Annotated in this window: 19 protein-coding genes; 9 read left to right on the plus strand and 10 right to left on the minus strand. The window is 73.8% G+C overall.

Annotated elements, in window-relative coordinates; all coding sequences use genetic code 11:
- Positions 1 to 149: 149 nt before the first annotated feature.
- Positions 150 to 1,100, minus strand: a complete 951-nt coding sequence (locus tag IO39_RS37475; RefSeq protein WP_084774162.1) for a DNA glycosylase AlkZ-like family protein — start codon at positions 1,098 to 1,100, stop codon at positions 150 to 152.
- Between IO39_RS37475 and IO39_RS37480 the strand changes: the two genes are divergently transcribed.
- The gene (locus tag IO39_RS37480) at positions 1,029 to 1,343 is read left to right on the plus strand and encodes a DMT family transporter (RefSeq protein ID WP_043634125.1); all 315 of its coding nucleotides are present in this window, start codon (positions 1,029 to 1,031) and stop codon (positions 1,341 to 1,343) included. The two genes, IO39_RS37475 and IO39_RS37480, sit on opposite strands and share 72 nt — an antisense overlap.
- Before the next feature lie 82 nt (positions 1,344 to 1,425).
- Here IO39_RS37480 and IO39_RS37485 read toward each other — a convergent pair whose 3' ends face one another.
- Both IO39_RS37485 and IO39_RS37490 read right to left on the minus strand, forming a co-directional pair.
- Positions 1,426 to 2,799, minus strand: a complete 1,374-nt coding sequence (locus IO39_RS37485; protein WP_245642518.1) for an alpha/beta hydrolase domain-containing protein — start codon at positions 2,797 to 2,799, stop codon at positions 1,426 to 1,428.
- Positions 2,800 to 2,877: 78 nt separating this feature from the next.
- Positions 2,878 to 3,555: a TetR/AcrR family transcriptional regulator gene (locus IO39_RS37490; protein ID WP_043634127.1), complete on the minus strand. Its 678-nt coding sequence runs from the start codon at positions 3,553 to 3,555 to the stop codon at positions 2,878 to 2,880.
- Between the two features lie 127 nt (positions 3,556 to 3,682).
- Here IO39_RS37490 and IO39_RS37495 point away from each other — a divergent pair, with 127 nt between their 5' ends.
- The 3 genes from IO39_RS37495 (at position 3,683) to IO39_RS37505 (ending at position 6,535) form a co-directional block, all read left to right on the plus strand.
- Positions 3,683 to 4,960, plus strand: a complete 1,278-nt coding sequence (locus tag IO39_RS37495) for an NAD(P)/FAD-dependent oxidoreductase (protein ID WP_043634130.1) — start codon at positions 3,683 to 3,685, stop codon at positions 4,958 to 4,960.
- Positions 4,961 to 5,101: 141 nt separating this feature from the next.
- Positions 5,102 to 6,313, plus strand: a complete 1,212-nt coding sequence (locus IO39_RS37500) for a cytochrome P450 (protein WP_043634134.1) — start codon at positions 5,102 to 5,104, stop codon at positions 6,311 to 6,313.
- Between the two features lie 27 nt (positions 6,314 to 6,340).
- The gene (locus tag IO39_RS37505) at positions 6,341 to 6,535 is read left to right on the plus strand and encodes a ferredoxin (RefSeq protein ID WP_043634137.1); all 195 of its coding nucleotides are present in this window, start codon (positions 6,341 to 6,343) and stop codon (positions 6,533 to 6,535) included.
- A 109-nt stretch (positions 6,536 to 6,644) separates the two neighbouring features.
- On the opposite strand, the gene IO39_RS37510 is transcribed toward IO39_RS37505, so the two are convergent.
- On the minus strand, positions 6,645 to 7,130 hold the full coding sequence (locus IO39_RS37510) for an RrF2 family transcriptional regulator (RefSeq protein ID WP_043634140.1): 486 nt from the start codon (positions 7,128 to 7,130) through the stop codon (positions 6,645 to 6,647).
- 81 nt (positions 7,131 to 7,211) lie between these two features.
- Between IO39_RS37510 and IO39_RS37515 the strand changes: the two genes are divergently transcribed.
- Both IO39_RS37515 and IO39_RS37520 read left to right on the plus strand, forming a co-directional pair.
- Complete coding sequence (locus IO39_RS37515; protein WP_043634287.1) at positions 7,212 to 7,970, plus strand: SDR family oxidoreductase; 759 nt, start codon at positions 7,212 to 7,214, stop codon at positions 7,968 to 7,970.
- A gap of 17 nt (positions 7,971 to 7,987) precedes the next feature.
- Positions 7,988 to 8,650, plus strand: a complete 663-nt coding sequence (locus tag IO39_RS37520; RefSeq protein WP_052423874.1) for a cyclase family protein — start codon at positions 7,988 to 7,990, stop codon at positions 8,648 to 8,650.
- Between the two features lie 24 nt (positions 8,651 to 8,674).
- On the opposite strand, the gene IO39_RS37525 is transcribed toward IO39_RS37520, so the two are convergent.
- Positions 8,675 to 9,220, minus strand: coding sequence for a hypothetical protein (locus tag IO39_RS37525; protein ID WP_157549500.1), 546 nt, complete (start codon positions 9,218 to 9,220; stop codon positions 8,675 to 8,677).
- A 126-nt stretch (positions 9,221 to 9,346) separates the two neighbouring features.
- Here IO39_RS37525 and IO39_RS59200 point away from each other — a divergent pair, with 126 nt between their 5' ends.
- Together IO39_RS59200 and IO39_RS37530 are read left to right on the plus strand one after the other, a co-directional pair.
- On the plus strand, positions 9,347 to 9,472 hold the full coding sequence (locus tag IO39_RS59200; RefSeq protein ID WP_281200354.1) for a hypothetical protein: 126 nt from the start codon (positions 9,347 to 9,349) through the stop codon (positions 9,470 to 9,472).
- A 26-nt stretch (positions 9,473 to 9,498) separates the two neighbouring features.
- Complete coding sequence (locus IO39_RS37530; protein WP_043634146.1) at positions 9,499 to 10,050, plus strand: hypothetical protein; 552 nt, start codon at positions 9,499 to 9,501, stop codon at positions 10,048 to 10,050.
- 438 nt (positions 10,051 to 10,488) lie between these two features.
- On the opposite strand, the gene IO39_RS37535 is transcribed toward IO39_RS37530, so the two are convergent.
- Positions 10,489 to 10,830, minus strand: a complete 342-nt coding sequence (locus IO39_RS37535) for a histone-like nucleoid-structuring protein Lsr2 (RefSeq protein WP_043634150.1) — start codon at positions 10,828 to 10,830, stop codon at positions 10,489 to 10,491.
- Between the two features lie 1,014 nt (positions 10,831 to 11,844).
- Here IO39_RS37535 and IO39_RS37540 point away from each other — a divergent pair.
- Positions 11,845 to 13,101 carry a pectate lyase gene (locus IO39_RS37540; RefSeq protein WP_043634153.1) on the plus strand — a complete coding sequence of 419 codons (1,257 nt, stop codon included), beginning with the start codon at positions 11,845 to 11,847 and terminating at the stop codon, positions 13,099 to 13,101.
- 112 nt (positions 13,102 to 13,213) lie between these two features.
- Here the strand turns inward: IO39_RS37540 and IO39_RS37545 are convergent, their stop codons facing one another.
- From IO39_RS37545 to IO39_RS37560, 4 genes are all read right to left on the minus strand, one after another.
- The gene (locus IO39_RS37545; RefSeq protein WP_043634157.1) at positions 13,214 to 13,567 is read right to left on the minus strand and encodes a hypothetical protein; all 354 of its coding nucleotides are present in this window, start codon (positions 13,565 to 13,567) and stop codon (positions 13,214 to 13,216) included.
- Positions 13,568 to 13,807: 240 nt separating this feature from the next.
- Entirely contained in the window at positions 13,808 to 14,455 is a 648-nt protein-coding gene (locus IO39_RS37550; RefSeq protein ID WP_043634160.1) for a response regulator transcription factor, read from the minus strand.
- Entirely contained in the window at positions 14,446 to 16,062 is a 1,617-nt protein-coding gene (locus IO39_RS37555) for a sensor histidine kinase (RefSeq protein WP_052423875.1), read from the minus strand. The genes IO39_RS37550 and IO39_RS37555 overlap by 10 nt, the downstream gene beginning before the upstream one ends.
- Before the next feature lie 74 nt (positions 16,063 to 16,136).
- Positions 16,137 to 17,780 carry an ABC-F family ATP-binding cassette domain-containing protein gene (locus IO39_RS37560; protein ID WP_043634162.1) on the minus strand — a complete coding sequence of 548 codons (1,644 nt, stop codon included), beginning with the start codon at positions 17,778 to 17,780 and terminating at the stop codon, positions 16,137 to 16,139.
- Positions 17,781 to 17,840 lie beyond the last annotated feature (60 nt).

A 17,840-nucleotide genomic window follows, 5' to 3' on the forward strand; every position in this document is an offset into this window, starting at 1 on the left:
CCCTCCAACCCTGGCCCCTCCAACCCTGCCCCCTCCAGCCCTGACCCCTCCAACCCTGGCCCCTCCAACCCTGCCCCCTCCAGCCCTGACCCCTCCAGCCCTGGCTCCACGCCCACAGGGCCCACGGGGCTCAGACAGCAGCCCGCTCGTCAGGGTGTCGGGAGGGGACTGCTCGTGTCCATGGTGACGTGGGTGGTCAGGGTGGGGTGCCAGGACGCGGGGATCTTCTCGCCGTACGCGACCTTGCGGGCGCCCGCGAAGGCGGCCAGGTCGCTGATCGACTGGGCCACGGAGCGGATGGTGGCCTCGTCGCCGGCCGTGGCGGCCTCGGGGAAGACGCCCTCGATCTCCAGCACTCCCGCGCGCCGGTCCATCCGGGGGACGAGCCGGCCGATCAGCCGGTCGCCGTGCAGGATCGGCATGATGTAGTGGCCGTACTGGCGTTTGTGCCGGGGGATGTACATCTCCGTGCGGAAGGTGAAGCCCCACAGCCGCACCGTTCGCTCCCTGTCGCAGATGAGGTTGTCGAACGGGGACAGCAGCGTGGAGCGCGGCTCCCAGCCGGGCGCCGGCTCGGCGGCGAGGTCGAGCACGTCGCGGTGGGCATACCAGACCTCGTCGCCGCCCTCGACCGCCACCTGCCGGACGCGGCCCGAGCGGCACAGGCCGTCGAGCACGCCGGCCAGGCCCGGATAGCGGTCGCGGGTGAAGTGGCGCTCGATGTCGATCGGGCGGGCCACGCCGAGGGCGCGCAGCGCGTGCTCGGCCGCCCGCGTCACGATCTCCTCTTGCGGCAGGGGGTCGGCGCGCACCGCTTCGGGGAGCCGGCGCTCGGCCAGATCCCAGTGGCGGGCGCGGCCGTGCCTGCCCGCCACCATGACCTGGCCCTGGCACCACAGGAAGTCGAGCATCCGCTCGACGCTGCGGCCGTTGGTCCACCCGGTCTGGGCGCGGAGTCCGCCGGCCTGTGGGATTCGCGTGCTAGCGTCGGAATTCGGACGGGCTCCCCCCACGGAGGTGGGATCGCCGTGGCGTGGATCGTCCTGGTCATCTCGGGGATTCTGGAGGCGGTGTGGGCCGCCGCGCTGTCGGCCTCGCACGGTCTGTCGCGCCTGCGCCCCAGCCTGCTGTTCGGCGTGGGGCTGGCCGCGAGCATGGTCGGTCTCGGCTACGCGCTGCGGACGATCCCCGTGGGCACGGGTTACGCGGTGTGGGTGGGCATCGGGGCGGTCGGCACGGCCTTGTACGGCATGATCTTCCTCCAGGAGCCCGCCACGGCCGCCCGCCTCATCTGCCTGGCCCTGATCATCGGCGGCGTCGTCGGCCTCAAGTTCGTGCACTGACCCCGGCCCGGCGGGCGGCCGGCTCCCGGCACACCCCACCAGGTCCGGGGGCATGCCGCCCGGACCTGGATGGGGCCGGGAGTCAGGGGCGGGTGGCGTCGATGAGGTTCTGGTGAGCGTCGGCGGGGAGGAGGTAGCCCGCCTTGAGGTTGCGGGCGTCGGCGCGGACCACGGCCGAGACGTAGTGGCTGCGGGTGGGGTAGAGCCGGTCGAGCTGCTCCTGGCCGAACGGGATGTGCGCGCCGAACAGCACGCAGAAGCTCGGCCCCGAGTTGTCGCCGTCGTTCAGGGCGGTGGGCGCCTCGACCTGGGAGAGCCGGATGCCGCCGCGCGCCAGGCCCAGCTCGTCGCGGGCCTTGGTGCCGTCCGGGGCGAACTCCAGCGGCGGCGCGGTGGGCGGCGCGATCCCGCGTTCGGCCCAGCGGGTCAGGTGGTCGTAGGCGGCGGCCAGGACGTGGTGCAGGGGGACGCGGCTGAAGGGCGGCCGGTCGCAGGTGTAGGTGGGCGGGGCGCCGAGGTCGCGGGTGAGCAGGGGCAGGCGGGCGTTGTAGCCGTGCCAGCCGGAGTGCGCGCTGCCGGCCACCTCCCAGCGGCGGAACCGTTCGGTGTCCGGCGGCCGTACGGGCGTGCGGACGTCGGTCTCCGACAGCACCTGGAAGACCGGTTCGGCGCCGGCCCGGGTGGGGGCGGAGCCGACGATCTGGCCGTAGCCGTCGAAGACGCTCTCGATCTTCGGCAGCACCGCGTCGTAGTAGACGGTCATCCGGCCGGCGGACTGCGAGGCGCCGACGGCCAGCACCGTACGGGGGCGCAGGCGGCCCAGCAGCGCCGTCGCCCTGATCGCCTTGGCGGCCTGGGAGAAGACGTCGTAGGAGAGCTGGTCGGTCATGAACTGCCCGCCGCCGGTGACGTCGAGCGAGCCGTACCGGGCGGGGCTCCACTGGCGCAACTGGTTCACGCCCACCCGCTGGGCCGAGACGCCGACCCAGGCGTAGCCGGCGCGGGTGATCGCCTCGGTGTGCCAGAGGGCGTCGAGGTCGTAGCCGGCGGAGACGTTCTGCCACTCGGTCAGCACGGTTCCGTTGAACTTGAGCGGGCTGACCGGGCGGCGCACCACGACCCTGGTCCGGTACGGCACGTCGGCGGCGAGCAGCTCGCCCGTCGCGCTGTAGGCGTCGGCGTTGCCAGATAGGTGGAACTCCTGCTCGACATAGCCGAGCGCGGCCAGGTCGGCGTCGGTGGCCAGCCACGGGTAGGTGTCGGCCGGGTCGGGCGAGGCGGGGTCGCCCGGCGGCGCTCCCGGCAGCGGTCCCTCCACGCGGGGCACCGCGACCGGCGCCCTCTCGGCTCCGGAGGGGGCCTCATTCGCTGAGGCGGCTTGGGCGGAGGCGGGTAAGAGGGTGGCGGTGATCAGGGTGGCGAGGGCGATTCGTACCGATCCGGGGAATGGCACCATGGCTCGATCTCCTTCCGGGCCCAGCGAGCCGGCCACCCCCGATGCTCTTGCGTTCCCGTCGCTCCCGCATCGGCACAATCACCGGTCACGGCCATGGCGACGCGCGGAGCCCGGGGCGGGGGTGTGGGAGTCGATGCGGAAGAGGGAGCTGAACAGCGGCCAGGTCAGGCGGGCCATCTCAGCCGGTGAGTGCACGCAGCCGCGCTGCAGCCAGTCGGCGGCCACGCCGATCAGCGCCCCGGCGGTGAACGCGGCGGGAACCTCGGGCGGAAGGTCGCGCGGCGGGCCCGCGTGCTCGGGGAGGCCCGGCAGCGCGGCGGCCGCGTCGCGCAGGCGGTCCTCGATCGCCTGGGCGCTGCGGCGGCGGATGTGGTCGGCGACGCGTGCGCTGCCCTGCGGCCCCAGCAGCGCGCGATAGAGCCCGGCGTGCTCGGCGAGGCTGGCGAAGAACGCCTCCAGGGCCAGCGTCGCCGACGGCCCCGGGTCGGCCAGGTCGATGCCCGTGGTGTCGGCCAGGGCCTCGACCATGTGGTCGATCATCGCGGTGCAGGCCACCTCGGCCAGTTCGTGCACGTCCCGGTAGTGGTCGTAGAACGTCGAGCGGCTGACGCCGGCGCGCTCGGCGACGTCAGCGACGCTGACCCGGGACAGGTCCTGCTCCTCGACGAGTTCGAGCAGCGCCCGCGCCAGGGACGCCTGAGTGCGGCGGACGCGCCGGTCGCCCGTGGGAGAGGTGTTGTTCCTGGTCGTGGCCACGCGTTCACCTTATCTCCTAACGACAAGTGCAGGTTTTCCTACATGTGTAGGGTAATGTGGGGACGAGACGAGCGAAAGGACCATGACCCATGCGGACATGTGCAGACCGGCGCCGGGAGAGCGCGGCGTGACCACGCCCGGGAGCGTGCTGATCGTCGGCGCCTCGGCCGCCGGGCTGAGCACGGCGGAGGCGCTGCGCAGGCAGGGTTACGAGGGCCGGCTGACGCTGCTCGACGCCGAGCCCCACCTGCCCTACGACCGGCCGCCGCTGTCGAAGCAGGTCCTGGCGGGAGCCTGGGAGCCGGCCCGCGCCCAGCTCCGGGGCCAGGCGCAACTGGAGGCGCTGAACGCCGCGTTCGTACGCGGGGAGCCCGCCGTCGCCTTCGACGCCGCCGCCCGCGAGGTCCACACCTCCACCGGCCGCGCCATGCGGGCCGACGCCGTGGTGATCGCCACCGGCCTGACCCCCTGCCGCCTGCCCTGCCAGGAGAGCCGCAACGGCCAGAACCGCGAGGACGGCCAGAGCGGGCGAGACGGCCAGAGCGGCCAGAGCGGGCGGAACGGGCCGGCGGGGGTGCACGTGCTGCGCGGTCTCGACGACGCGCTCACGCTGCGCGCCCACCTGACGGCCGCCAGGCGGCTGGTGGTCGTGGGCGAAGGCGTGCTGGGCGGCGAGGTCGCCGCGACGGCGCGCGGGATGGGCCTCGACGTCACCCTCGCCGGCCTCGGCTCCGGGATCCTCGCCGGCCAGCTCGGCGAGCAGGTCTCCGCGCTGCTCACGCGTACGCACGCCGAGCGCGGCGTCGTGCTGCGGCTCGGCGTCGCGGTGGCGGAGCTGACCGGCGCGGACGGGCGGGTGACGGGCGTCCGGCTGGCCACCGGCGAGCTGCTGCCCGCCGACGCGGTCGTGGTGGCGATCGGCTCGCGCCCCGCGACCGGCTGGCTGGAGGGCAGCGGCCTGGCGCTGGGCGACGGGGTGGAGTGCGACGCGCGCTGCCGGGCCGCCGAAGGCGTCTACGCCGTCGGGGACGTCGCCTCATGGGAGCACGAGGGGCTCGGCAGGCGGCTGCGGCTGGAGAACCGGACGAACGCCACCGAACAGGCCCAGGTGGTGGCGGCCAACGTACTGGGCGCGGACCGGGCGTACACGCCGATCCCGTACTTCTGGACCGACCAGTACGACATCAAGATCCAGGCACACGGCCTGCTGTCGGCGGCGGCCGAGGTGAGCATCGTGGAAGGCGGTGTGGAAGGCGGCGTGGAAGGCGACGCTGAGCAGCGGCGCTTCGCCGCGATCTACCGGGAGGGCGGGCAGGTCACCGGCGTGCTCGGCTGGAACATGCCCAAGCAGGCCCGCCTCCTGAGACAGCAGCACCTCGTCACCCGGCCCCTCGCCAGCGCGTGAAGGGCCGCGGCGGAGCAGGCGCCGAGAGCGACCCGGGCATGACGACGCGGGCATGACGACACAGGCATGACGACACAGGCATGACGACACGGGCCGCCCCGCACGAGGGCGGCCGACGATCCGTACGCGAGGAGATGCCGAATGAGCGTGAACGAGCAGGTCCTGAACTATCCGATCCCGAGCGACGCGCCGCTCGACCCGCCCGAGGAGTGGGCGCGGCTGCGCGGCGAGTGCCCGGTGGCGCACGTGAAGCTGCCCAGCGGCGACTCGGCCCGGCTGCTGACCCGTTACGACGACGTCAAGCAGGTGCTGGCCGACCCGCGCTTCACCCGCCAGCTCACCGCCCCCGACGCGGCCCGGCTGTCGGCGGACGGCGGCGGGGTGTTCAACAGCGACGTGGCGCAGATCATCCCCGACAGCGGCGAGGAGCACCAGCACTGGCGGCGCCTGGTGGGCAAGTGGTTCACCGCCAAGCGCATGGCGGCCCTGCGGCCCCAGATGGCCCGGATCGCCGACGGCCTCATCGACGACATGGTCAAGAGCGGCGCGCCCGCCGACCTCAAGGCGGGGCTGGGCTTCCCGCTGCCGGTGTACGTCATCTGCGACATGCTGGGCGTGCCCGCCGAGGACCGGGAGAAGTTCTCGTACTGGTCCGACACGCTGCTCAACCTCACCCGCTACGGCAAGGACGAGATCGAGGCCGCCCAGGCCGCGTTCTTCCAGTACATGTCCGACCATCTGGCCGCCAAGCGGGAGCAGCCGGGCGAGGACCTGCTCAGCGAGCTGATCGCGGCCGGCGGCCCGGAGGAGGGCGGGCTGAACGACCTGCAGATCCTGGTCACCGGCATGGCGCTGCTGGTCGCGGGGCACGAGACCACCGCCAACATGATCGGCAAGATGGTCTCCATGCTGCTGGCCGACCGCACCCGGTGGGAGCGGCTGCTGGCCGACCCGTCGCTGATCCGCACCACGGTGGAGGAGACGCTGCGGCTCGACGCCAACTCCGGCTTCGGCCTGCCGCGCTACCTGCCGGTGGAGGCCGAGATCGGCGGCGAGACCCTGCCCAAGGGCACCACGGTGATCTGCAGCATGGCGGCGGCCAACCGTGACGACAGCGCCTTCGAGGCGGCGTCCGAGATGGACCTGACCCGCAGCCCGAACCCGCACCTGGCCTTCGGCTCCGGCGCCCACTCCTGCCTGGGGCAGTCGCTGGCCCGCACCGAGCTGCAGGTCGTGCTGGAGGTGCTGCTGCGCAGGCTGCCGACGCTGGAGCTGGCCGTCCCGGCGGCGGAGATGGAGCGCGTGGAGGGGCTGGCGGTCGGCGGCCTGCGCACGGTCCCGGTCCGCTGGTAAGCCCGATCGACGAGGAGGGAAACCGACATGAAGGTCACCATCGACGAGGACAAGTGCTGCGGGGCGGGCTCGTGCGTGCTGCTCGCGCCGGAGGTCTTCGACCAGCGTGAGGACGACGGCATCGTGATCCTGCTGGACGCCGAGCCCGGCGAGGACCGGCACGCCGTGGTCCGCGAGGCCGCCGCCGTCTGCCCCGGCGCGGCCATCGCGGTCAGCGAGTAGATCCGGAAGAGTCTCAGGGCCGGTCCCCTCGCGGGACCGGCCCTTTCCCCTGCGATCCCGGCCCTTTTCCCCGGGATCCGGGCCTGGGCGGGCTCATGGGCGCGGGGGCTCATCGGCGCTGGGGCGTGATGGCCGTGAGGAGGGAACGGGTGCGCGCGGGCGCGCCCTCGGGCAGCTCGGCGAGGACGTCGGCGAGCGAGACCCCGGCCAGGCTCTTGCGCCACGCCCGGTGCGCGTCGGCCATCCTCGCGGCCAGGACGCAGATGCGCCGGCACTCCTCCGGCGGCAGCGCGCCCCGCCCCTGCTGCCGGATCTCCCTGCACTCGTACGGCGACTGCGCGCCGTCCACCGCCTCCACGATCTGCAGCAGCGTGATCTCCGAAGCCGCCCGCGCGAGCCGGAACCCGCCCCGCGGCCCCGTCGTCGCCGACAGCAGCCCCGACCTGACGAGCGCCTGCAACTGCTTGGCCAGGTAGGGCGCGGGCAGGTCGTAGTACTCCGCGAGCTGCGCCGCCGACGCCGTCTCTCCGGGTTCGAGCTGCGCCAGCGACGTCGCGCAGTGCAACAGCCATTCGGTGCTCCCAGGCAGCTTCATGATCTCAGCATATCGCGGATATTGCGGATCTATTTAGTCCGAGATATGGTCGTGGCCGTCACGAGAGCGAAGGAGATCATCATGCGGATCGCAGTCGCCGGGGCGACCGGGAACATCGGCCGCCTCACCGTCGCCGCCCTCGAACGGGACGGGCACGACGTCGTGCGCGTCAGCCGCTCGCTCGGGGTGGACCTGGAGAGCGGCAAGGGGCTCGACGAGGCGCTCACCGGTGTGGAGGCGGTCGTCGACGCCGTCAACGGCCCGGCCGCCGGGCGGGAGGAGACGGTGGCCTACTTCGGCGCCACCACGCGCAACCTGCTCGCCGCCGGAGAGCGGGCGGGCGTGCGCCACCACGTGCTGCTGTCGATCGCCGGCGTCGACCGGGTGGAGGGCAACGCGCACTACGCGGGCAAGCGGGAGCAGGAACGGCTCGTGTCCCAGGGTCCGGTGCCGTGGACGATCGTCCCGTTCACGCAGTTCCACGACTTCGCCGCCATGGTGGCCTCCTGGACCGAGCAGGACGGCGTGGCCACGGTCCCGCCGCTGCTCGTGCAGCCGATCGCGCCCGCCGACGTGGCCGCGGTGCTCGCCGAGCTCGCGGTGGGCCCGCCCCGGGGACGGTACGCGGACGTCGCGGGCCCCGAGCCGCAGGACCTCGTCGACATGGCCAGGCGCACCCACCAGGCGCTGGGACGTGAGGTGCGGCTCGTGCCGACGTGGTCGGGGCTGTTCGGGCCCGGGATGGCGGGCAATGCGCTGCTGCCCGGCGAGGGGGCCCGCATCGCGCCGACCACGTTCGAGGAGTGGCTGGCGGACCTGAAGGAGAGCGCCGCCGGCTGATCGGGTACGGTGCCGCCATGATCGAGCCCACTCTGGTCGACCTGTCCCACGTCATCGAGCACGGCATGACCACCTACCCCGGGCTTCCCGGCCCCGACATCACCGACCACCTGTCCAGGGAGGACTCCCGCCGCACCTACGCGCCCGGGACGGAGTTCCAGATCGGCCGCGTCACGCTGGTCGCCAACACCGGCACCTACGTCGACGCGCCCTTCCACCGCTTCGAGCACGGCATGGACCTGAGCGAGATGCCGCTGCACCGGTTCGTGAACCTGCCGGGCACGCTGGTGCCGGCGACCGGCGGGGCGCGGGCGATCGGGCCCGAGGCGTTCGCGGGGCACCCGATCAAGGGCCGGGCGGTGCTGGTGCACACGGGCTGGGACCGGCACTGGGGCACGCAGGCGTACGGCGACCCCACCCACCCCTACCTGACGGCGGACGCCGTGAAGTGGCTGGTGGCGCAGGAGGTCGCGCTGGTGGGGATCGACTCGGTCAACATCGACGACGTGGCCGACCGGACCCGGCCCGCCCACACGGGACTGCTGGCCGCGGGCGTCCCGGTGGTGGAGCATCTGACGGGGCTGGAGCGGCTGGCCGGGCGGCCGTTCGTGTTCCACGCCGCGCCGCCGGCCATCCGGGGGATGGGCACGTTCACGGTGCGGGCGTACGCGGTGGTCTGACCCGGCCGGCGGGCGGCCCGCGGCTCAGAAGTACTGCTTGATGCGGAACTCGCGGACCACGAGCGGCAGGGCGGCGCGGCCGAGCACCTTCACCTTCCTGATGTGCGTGGCCTTGTCGATCACCACCTGCACGCACTTCAGGTGCACGATGTGGTGCCCGGGGGGCGCGTAGCGGGAGATGATGATGCCCGCCTTGCCGAAGCCCCGGTCGGACAGGCCCACCCCCACCTGCCGGTAGGTGCGCCACGAGCCCTTGCGCATGAACGCGGTGGAGCCGATGAGCGCGTGGTTGGAGTCGACGGGACAGTGGAGGAGCGCCCGGACCACGTCGTTCTGGTGCGCCGAGTGCGGCATGAGGTGGAACGAGGTGAGCTTGCGCCACCACCGGCCGTCCTTGGCGTCTTCGGTGTCCTCGTCGTTCCTGGTGTCCTCGTCGTTCCTGGCGTCCTCGTCGTCCTCGCCGGCCTGTGCCGCGCCGGCGGGGACGATCGCCAGGACGGCCGCCGCCGTCATGCCGATGATGGCCCGCATCCGCACCCCTTCGCCCACCGTGACCGTACTGTCTCTCATTGTGCTGGTTACCGGCCGGGAGCCGCGGGCCGCCACGCCGACGGAAGGGGCGGCGCGGACGTGAACCGTTCGCCGCCCGCCGCGCGTCCTAGGGACAGGAGCACCCATCGGCCGAAGGGGGATTCCATGCGCGCCGCTCTCAGGATCACCGTCATGCTCGCCGTCACCGTGCTCGCCATCGCGGTCGTGCAGGACGCGGCCTCCGCCGCCACCGCCATCGAGTACGGGCTCGTCGCCGCCCTCATCCCCTGATCGGACCGGGCAGTAAACTGCCCGATATGCGGCGTTTGAGCAGCACAGTGGTCGTGGTGGCCGGCGACGGGGCCCCGGACGTGGTCGCCGGACTGGACAAACTGCACAACGTACGGGCGATCACCCGGGGAGAACGCAGCCCCGCCGAGGTCATGGACCTCGCCGGACGCTCGGCGGCCACCTATGTCGTGCACGACGCCGACCCGCTGGCCGACGTGGCAGCCGCGTGGGCCGCGTACTTCGACGGCACCGGCGTGACCGGCGCGCTCGAAGTGGCCATCGAGGCGGCACTGGCCGAGCTGCGGGCCGACCGGCTCGCGCTGCCCGACTACTACCTGGTGCTGGAGCCCGACACGCTGACCCCGACGTGGCGGCACTGGTGGCTCGGGGTGCTGGCCGGGGCCGCGCCCGTGCGCGTGGTGCCGGTGAGCGCGTCGTCGGCGGCGGTCGCCGGGGAACTGGGCCGGCTGGCGGCCGGCCGGTGGTGGCCTGCCGACCTGGAGGCGTGGCTGCGCGCGCTGCCGAAGGTGGTGCCCGACCAGGCCGGCCTGCCCGGCGCCGCCACCGCGCCGGCCTGACCCGCGCCCTCTTGATGGGCCGCCGGGCTGCGAGCAGCGGTCCCATGCCGGGGACCGCGTCGATATCACTCACGGTCTTCCCCCGCGCAAGGTCAACATCGGACATGTGACCAGCCTCGGGCTCGCGGCCGGGGGCGGGGGCGGGGGCGGGGGCGGGGACCAAAGTCCCTGATCAGAGGTCCGATGGACCCGCGGCACCGGCCGGCACTGGGCGGCACTGGGCGGCACTGAGCAGCACTGGGCGGCACTGGGCGGCACTGGGCAGCACGGCGGCGTGGCCGGGGGCCGTACGTGGGGGTGCGGCGCTCGCGAAGGCTCCGCGGGCTGCGGGGGCGGTTTCAGGATGACGGGGCCGGGACCGATCAGAGGAGGGTGGAGAGCCGCTCCTCACGAATCCCGTGCCGCCCGAAGCTCATGACCGGCCTCGGGCGGCCGGGGTCAGTGCGCGGCTTCGTACTGCTCGACGACGGTGGAGGCGATGCGGCCCCGCTCGCTCACCGGCAGGCCCTGGGCCTTGGCCCAGCGCCGGATCTCCGTGGCCTTCTCACGGCTGACGGCCCGAGCGGAGACGCCGGCGCCACGACGGCCGCGACCGACCCTGTCGGCGCGGACGGCCCGCGCCTTGGTGATAAAGGGCGCCAGAGCCTTCTCCAGCTTCTCCCTGTTGGAACCCGACAGGTCGATCTCGTAGCTGATTCCGTCGAGAGCGAACCTTGTCGTCCCCTCGGCCTCACTACCGTCGATGTCGTCGATAAAGGATTCAACAATGCGCTTTGCCATAAGGGTGCTCCAATTAGGTCACGGTTGCAGGTACTGTAGCCCTCTTCAGCACATCATGCATCATCTGGGCAGGCGATACCTGCGCAAACGACTTTACCGAACCCGCCCTCCGCCGCGCTGCCGCCGACCGGCGCACGACCACTCCCGCCTTTCCCCGGCCTCGCATTCCTCGGCGCCATAGGGGGATCGGACGATGCCGACACCGGAGGTCATCCGGCGTCACCCGGCCTGTGAGAAAGATCCTGGCCTGTCGCGGCCCGTCCACCCGGCCGCCGCCGCCACCGCGCATCCCCCGCACCCGGCCCCGATACCAGCAGTTGCCCGATCCGGCCACCAATGGCGCGGAATCCATGGTATTGAAGTCGAATTCAAACAAGCCGACTCCGCATCCGGCATTGGCACAAAGCACGATCCGCGTCAAGAACCACCCATCAATGGCCGGGCCGCCCGCCGCCCCATCCGGGCGCGGCGGTGACGTCCCCCGCACGGAAACGCGGCAGCTCGCCGCCGGTGGATGCCCGGCGAAAGGCGGCGGTCGCCCGCCGGCCGTCCACGAAAACGCGCCGGCCTCCGTGGAATCGCGGCGACCGGCCCGTGGGACGGACACGGGAACGCGGCGACCGGCCCGTGGGACGGACGCGGGAACGCGGCGACCGGCCCGTGGGACGGACACGAAACGCGGCGACCGGCCCGTGGGACGGACGCGGAAACGCGGGAGTGCGGCGCCGGTGGGCGGGTCCGTGAAACTTTCATCGCCGTCTTCGCCTGCCGCTCACCCTTCTGACCTGGGCGAATCCGGAAGCCCTGCAACGAGGTGCGGCGACTTGCCGCCCGTTTGCAGCCGTTGGATCGGCGGCACTTCCCGCCCGCGATCGCGCTGTGCTTAACTCGACCACGCCTCGGAAAGCGCTTACCCGAACGGCGCGTCCCGTCCGTCCGGACTCCTCGGCCGAGCCTCCGGCCCGCGCCGGGAGAAGCACCGTTTTCGGCACTCATCATCGAACGGAGTTCGACGTGCGCCACGACAAACGTCTCAGGAGGCTGGCAGTCACGCTGGCCGCCGGCCTCATCACCACGGGAGGGCTGGTGGTCGCGCTCGACACGCCGGCCTCGGCCGCACCTTCCAGCGGCGACTACACGCTGGTCAACGCCGGGAGCGGCCTGTGCGCCACCGTACCGGGACAGAGCACCGGTGACGGCGTGCAGCTCGCCCAGAGCGCGTGCACCGGCGGCGCCGGGCAGGTCTTCACGCTCACCGCCAGTGGCTCCAGCTACACGATCAAGGCCCGGCACAGCGGCATGTGCGCGGGCGTGCGCGACGCCTCCACCTCGGCGGGCAAGGCGATCCAGCAGGAGAGCTGCACCGGCGCCGCCTCGCAGACCTGGACGCTGACCGCCTCCGGCGCCGACTACCGGGTGGTCAACTCCAACGGCGGCAAGTGCCTGAACGTCAAGGACAACTCCACCTCCTCGGGCGCCCTCCTGCAGCAGAACTCCTGCGACTCCGCCGCCACCAAGCAGTGGACGCTGCGCCCGGCCGACGGCTCCGGCCCCGAGCCCACCCCGACCGTCACCCCGACCTCGGGGCCGGGCGGCGGTGACGGCAGCGGCCCGTGGCCGACCGCGAAGGGCAGCGTCAAGGTCAGCGACACCCAGCAGGTCACGAACTTCGACGGCGGCATGAAGAGCTACTACGGCATCGGCGACGGCGGCCAGAGCGAGAGCCAGGACCCGATGTTCGAGGTGGCCAACGGCGGCACCATCCAGAACGTCATCATCGACGCCCCGGCCGGCGACGGCATCCACTGCCTGGGCTCGTGCACGATCCGCAACGTGTGGTGGAACGACGTCGGCGAGGACGCCGCCACGTTCAAGAGCTCCAGTTCCTCGGCCACATACCTGGTGGACGGCGGCGGCGCCAAGTCCGGCTCGGACAAGGTGTTCCAGCACAACGGCGCCGGCAAGGTGACCATCAAGAACTTCCAGGTGCACAGCTCCGGCAAGCTCTACCGCGCCTGCGGCAACTGCTCCAGCTCCTACCAGCGCCACGTGGTCATGGACGGCGTGACCGCCCGCTCCACCAAGGTGCTGGCCGGCATCAACACCAACTGGGGCGACACCGCGCGCTTCAGCCGGATCACGGTGTACGGCAGCACGACGATCTGCGAGAAGTACAAGGGCGTGCCGAAGGGCAGCGAGCCCAGCAAGATCGGTGAGGGCGCGGACGGCACCCACTGCCTGTACTCCCCGTCCGACATCACCTACAAGTAGCCAGGGCAGCCCGCCCGCTCAGACGTGAAGAGCTCCCGGCCCGGGGTCCGCAAGGGCCGGGAGCTCCTTCACCCCCGCTCGCCACCGCCCCCGCGGACTGCGAGCAGCGCCCTCACCCCCGCTCACCCCCACCCCGCTCGATCCCGGCCCCGCGGACGGCGAGCAGCGCGGCCATGGCGACCGAGACCAGCACCAGGCCCAGGTTCGGCCAGGCGAACTCGCCGCGCACGACGTAGCTGAAGACCGAGGTCGTCAGGACGCCCCCGGCCCAGCCGAAGGCGAAGATCAGGCCGGGCCGGGCGAGCCGCTCCGGCAGGGCGGCGGCCACCGCGAGGAACACGGCCACGGCCACGTCGGGCCAGAGGAACAGGTTGGCCGGCCGGTGGGCGCCGTCGAGCGCCAGGTAGACGGCCATGATCAGGCTCAGCACGGCGGCGACGCCGCGGGCGGCCAGGACGACGTTCACGGGAGGCTCACTCTCATCAGGAGGCCGGCCCGCGTGCCGGGCGGCCTTGACGAGGACGAGTGTGCTGGCCGGGCCGGGCGGTGAGAAGCGAGCCCGCCCCCATCCGCCCCCGTGCCCGCCGCATCCCCCTGGTGCGGCTACCCGCACCCCGGGGAACAGTGCGGCCACCCACCTTCCGGAACCGGTGCGGTCATCCGCACCTCGGAGAAACACAGTGCGGCCGTCCCGGCTCGAAGGCGGTCAGGCGTTCAGGTAACGCAGGACGGCCAGCACGCGCCGGTGGTCGTCCGGGCTCGCGGGCAGGCCGAGCTTGGCGAAGATGCCGGTGCAGTGCTTCTCCACGGTGCGCTCCGCGATGGCCAGCCGCTCGGCGATGGCCTGGTTCGTACGGCCCTCCGCCATCAGCCCCAGCACGGCCCGCTCCCGCTCCGTCAGCGCGCGCAGCGGGTCGTCGCCGCCGTCGTGCCGCCCCACGAGCTGGTCCACCACGATCGGGTCGAACGCCGAGCCGCCCCGGCCCACCTGGCGCACCGCCGCCGCGAACTCGGCCAGGTCCGACACCCGGTCCTTGAGCAGGTAGCCCAGGCCGCGGGCGCCGCCGTCGAGGAGCTCGACGGTGTAGCTGACACGCACGTACTGCGACAGGACCAGGACGCCCGTGCCCGGATGCGCCCGCCTGATCTCCCTGGCCGCGCGCAGCCCCTCGTCGGTGCGCGTGGGCGGCAGGCGGATGTCGACGACGGCGACGTCCGGCCGCCGCGCCGCCACCTCGGCGAGCAGCGCCGCCGCGTCCTCGACCGTGGCGACGACCTCGAACCCGGCCTCGGTGAGCAGCCGCGCGACGCCCTCCCGCAGCAGCGTGTTGTCCTCGGCGATGACTACGCGCACGGCAGCGTCGCCTCGATCCTGGTGCCCCGGCCCGGCAGGCTGTGCACGCGCAGGCGGCCGCCGTTCGTCTCGACCCGGCCGGCCAGGCCGCGCAGGCCCGAGCCGCGTCCGGGGTCCGCGCCCCCGTGGCCGTCGTCGGTGATCTCCACGGAGAGTGTCCCGTCCGTCCTGCTGACGCTGACCGCCGCCCGGCGGGCCGCGGCGTGCTTGGTCAGGTTGGCCAGGGCCTCGGCGACCACGTAGTAGGCGGTGGTCTCGACCTCCGCGGGCAGCTCGCCGGCGACGTCGAACGAGAGCGCCACCGGCACGGGCGCCACCGCCGCCAGCTCGCGCACCGCCCCCGCGAGGCCGCGCTCGGTGAGGATCGGCGGGTGGATGCCCTGGGCCAGCGCGCGCACCTCCTCCAGGGCGGCGAACGCGGTCTGCCGGGCCTCCCCGATCAGCGGGCGCGCCCGTTCCGGGCCGGCGGACAGCGCCGCCTCGGCCAGGCTGAGCGTCAGCGGGATCGCCAGCAGCCGTTGCTGGACGCCGTCGTGCAGGTCGCGCTCCAGCCGCCGCCGCTCGGTCTCGGCCGCGCGCAGCACCTCGGCCCGGGAGTCGGCGAGCTGGCGCAGCCGCGCGCGCAACTCGGCGGTCAGGCGCTCGTTCTCCAGCGCGAGCGCGGCGGCGGCGCACGCCGCCGCGATCAGCTCGGGGTCCTGCAGCAGCGCCGGGTCGTGGGCCAGCACGGCGAGCGGCCCGTCCCGGTCCACCCTGGTCAGCACCTGGCCCGGCCCCTCCCGTACGGGGTCGCCCTCGACGTCGAGGTACGCCTGCGCCTCCGGCACCCAGTACCCCACGCGCAGCGCCGGGTCGTGCAGCGTCTCGGCCAGCGCGCCGCGCAGGGCGGCCGGACGCGTCTCCCCCGTCAGCCGCACCACCAGCCCGGCGACCCCGCCCCTGTCGATGCGGCGGCGCAGCAGGCTCCACAGGAACGCCAGGGGGATCGCGGCGAAGGCGAGCTGCACGGCGAGGGTGAGCGCCGCCCCGGCCCCACTCCCGGCCCCACTCCCGGCCCCGCCGAGGACCGCCGCGCCGTCGGCCCCGGCCGGGGCCGACGGCGGGGCCGCGATCTCCAGGGGTTTCCAGACCACGAACAGCGCCGTGGCCACGAGCGCGGCCGCCAGCACCGGCGTGAGCGTGCGGCGGGCGGCCACGCTGCTGCGGCGCAGCCGCGCCGCCTGAAGGGCGATCACGGCCGCGCCGATGAGCACGAGCGCCACCGTGCCCGCCGTGCCGATCGCCGCCCCCGTGGCCGGGGCGGCGAGGTGGCGCAGGCCCATGACGGCCGCGCACAGGTAGCCCAGCCCCACCACCGCCCCGGGCAGCGGGCCGCCCAGCCGGCCGGTGGGGAAGGCCATCACGAGGTGGGCCAGCAGCGCCGGCCAGACCCCCGTCGTCGCGGCGGCGACCTCGCGCGGGATCGGCAGCGGAAGCTGGTGCACCGTCCACAGCACCCCTTCGGCGACCAGCAGCCCCCCGAACCGGCGCCCGGCCCGCCGTCCGGGGTGGGTCAGGAGGGAGGCCAGGCCCGCGACGGCGAAGGCGGCGCCGGTGGCGGCGGGCACGAGCGCGGTGGACAGGCCCGGGATGTCGATCGGTGATCGTCCTCTCTCACTGATCCGGCAGGGGGCGCCTCGCGTCAAGAATACGCAGGCGGGCCGGGCAGGTGGAGCCGTGGCCAGGAGGCGGTGTCCCGCAGGAGCTGCCTGTCGTGCGTGGCCAGCACCACCGCGGCGCCGGTCGTGGCCAGCGCCCCCGTCAGCTCCTCCACCAGCGCCATGGACAGGTGGTTGGTCGGCTCGTCGAGCAGCACCACCTGGGGCCGCGCGGCCAGCAGCAGCGCCAGGTCGAGCCGGCGCTGCTGGCCGACCGACAACTCGGCGACCGGCCGGTGCACGGCCTCGGCGGGCAGCAGGCCGAGCCGGCCGAGCCCGATCGTGTCGGGCTCGGCGAGCCGGCCCGAGGTGACGAGCCGGCCCACGGCCGCGTCGTACACCTCCGAGGCCCGGCGGCGCGACGGCTCGGGCGACTCCTGGGCGAGCAGTCCGACGCGCACGCCGCGGCCGGCCTGCACGCTGCCCGAGTCGGGCGGCAGGGCCCCGGCGAGCACGCGCAGCAGGCTCGACTTGCCCGCGCCGTTCGGCCCGGTGACCACCAGCCGGTCGCCCGCGCGCAGCAGCACCGACTGCGGGGCGGCGAACCGGCCGCGCACCAGCACCTCGTCCGCGCGCAGCAGCGTGGCGCCCGGGGACGCGTCCAGGTCGGGGAGCCGGAAGCGCAGCGGCGGCGGGGGCACGTCCACCACGTGCGACTCCAGCTCCTCCTGCCGCCGGTGCACGGCGCGCACGAGCGCGGGGGCGCGGGTGGCCCGGGCGTGCTTGCCGGTGCCCTTGTCCGGCCGCCAGCCGGTGACCAACCGGTTCTGCGCCTCGGAGAGGTTCTGGGCCAGGCGGCGGCGTTCGAGCTGCTGGTCGCGGTAGGCCAGCTCCCAGCGCTCCCGTTCGGCGTCGCGGCCCTCGCGGTAGCCCGCGTAGCCGCCGCCGTAGGTGCGGGGGCGTCCGTCGCTGGTCGGGTCGAGGTCCAGCACGGCGGTGACCACGTCGGACAGCAGCGCCCGGTCGTGGCTGACGAGCACGACCCCGCCCGGGTGCGTACGCAGCCGCTCGGTCAGGTGATCGAGCCCGCCGGCGTCGAGGTGGTTGGTGGGCTCGTCCAGCAGCAGCAGGTCGTGCCCGGCGCCGAGCAGGCAGGCCAGCCTGATCCGGTACCGCTGCCCGACCGACAGCTCGGCCAGCGGCCGGGCGCGGTCGCTCACCGCGCCGAGCGCCGCCAGCGAGACGTCGACGCGGCGGTCGGCCTCCCAGGCGTCGATGGTCTCGGCGGCGGCCAGCGCGGCGGCGTAGTCCTGCTCCGCGCCGGGGCGCTGCTCGGCGAGCGCGAGAGTGGCCGCCTCGAACGCGCGCAGCACGGCCCGCACGTGGGCGAGCTCGTCGTCGATCAGATGGCCGACCGTGCGGTCGTCGCCGACCGGCATCTCCTGCCGGGCGACGCCGAGGGCGCCGGCGCGGTGCACGGTGCCGGAGTCGGGGGCCAGGGTGCCGGCGAGCACCTCCAGCAGGGTGGTCTTGCCGCGGCCGTTCTCGCCGACGACGCCCAGCCGGTCGCCGGGCGAGACGGTGACGTCCACGCCGGTGAGCACCGGGCGGCCGCTGCGGGAAACGTGCAGGTCGGTGGCGTTGAGGTGGGCGCGGGCACGCGCCGCCGGAACGGGGTGGGTGAACATGCTTCTTCCTCGGTGAGCGCAGGCTCGCGCGCGCCTCGGCAGGAGGCGGGGAACCTGGAA

This window comes from Nonomuraea candida (genome assembly GCF_000725485.1).
GTDB lineage: Bacteria > Actinomycetota > Actinomycetes > Streptosporangiales > Streptosporangiaceae > Nonomuraea > Nonomuraea candida.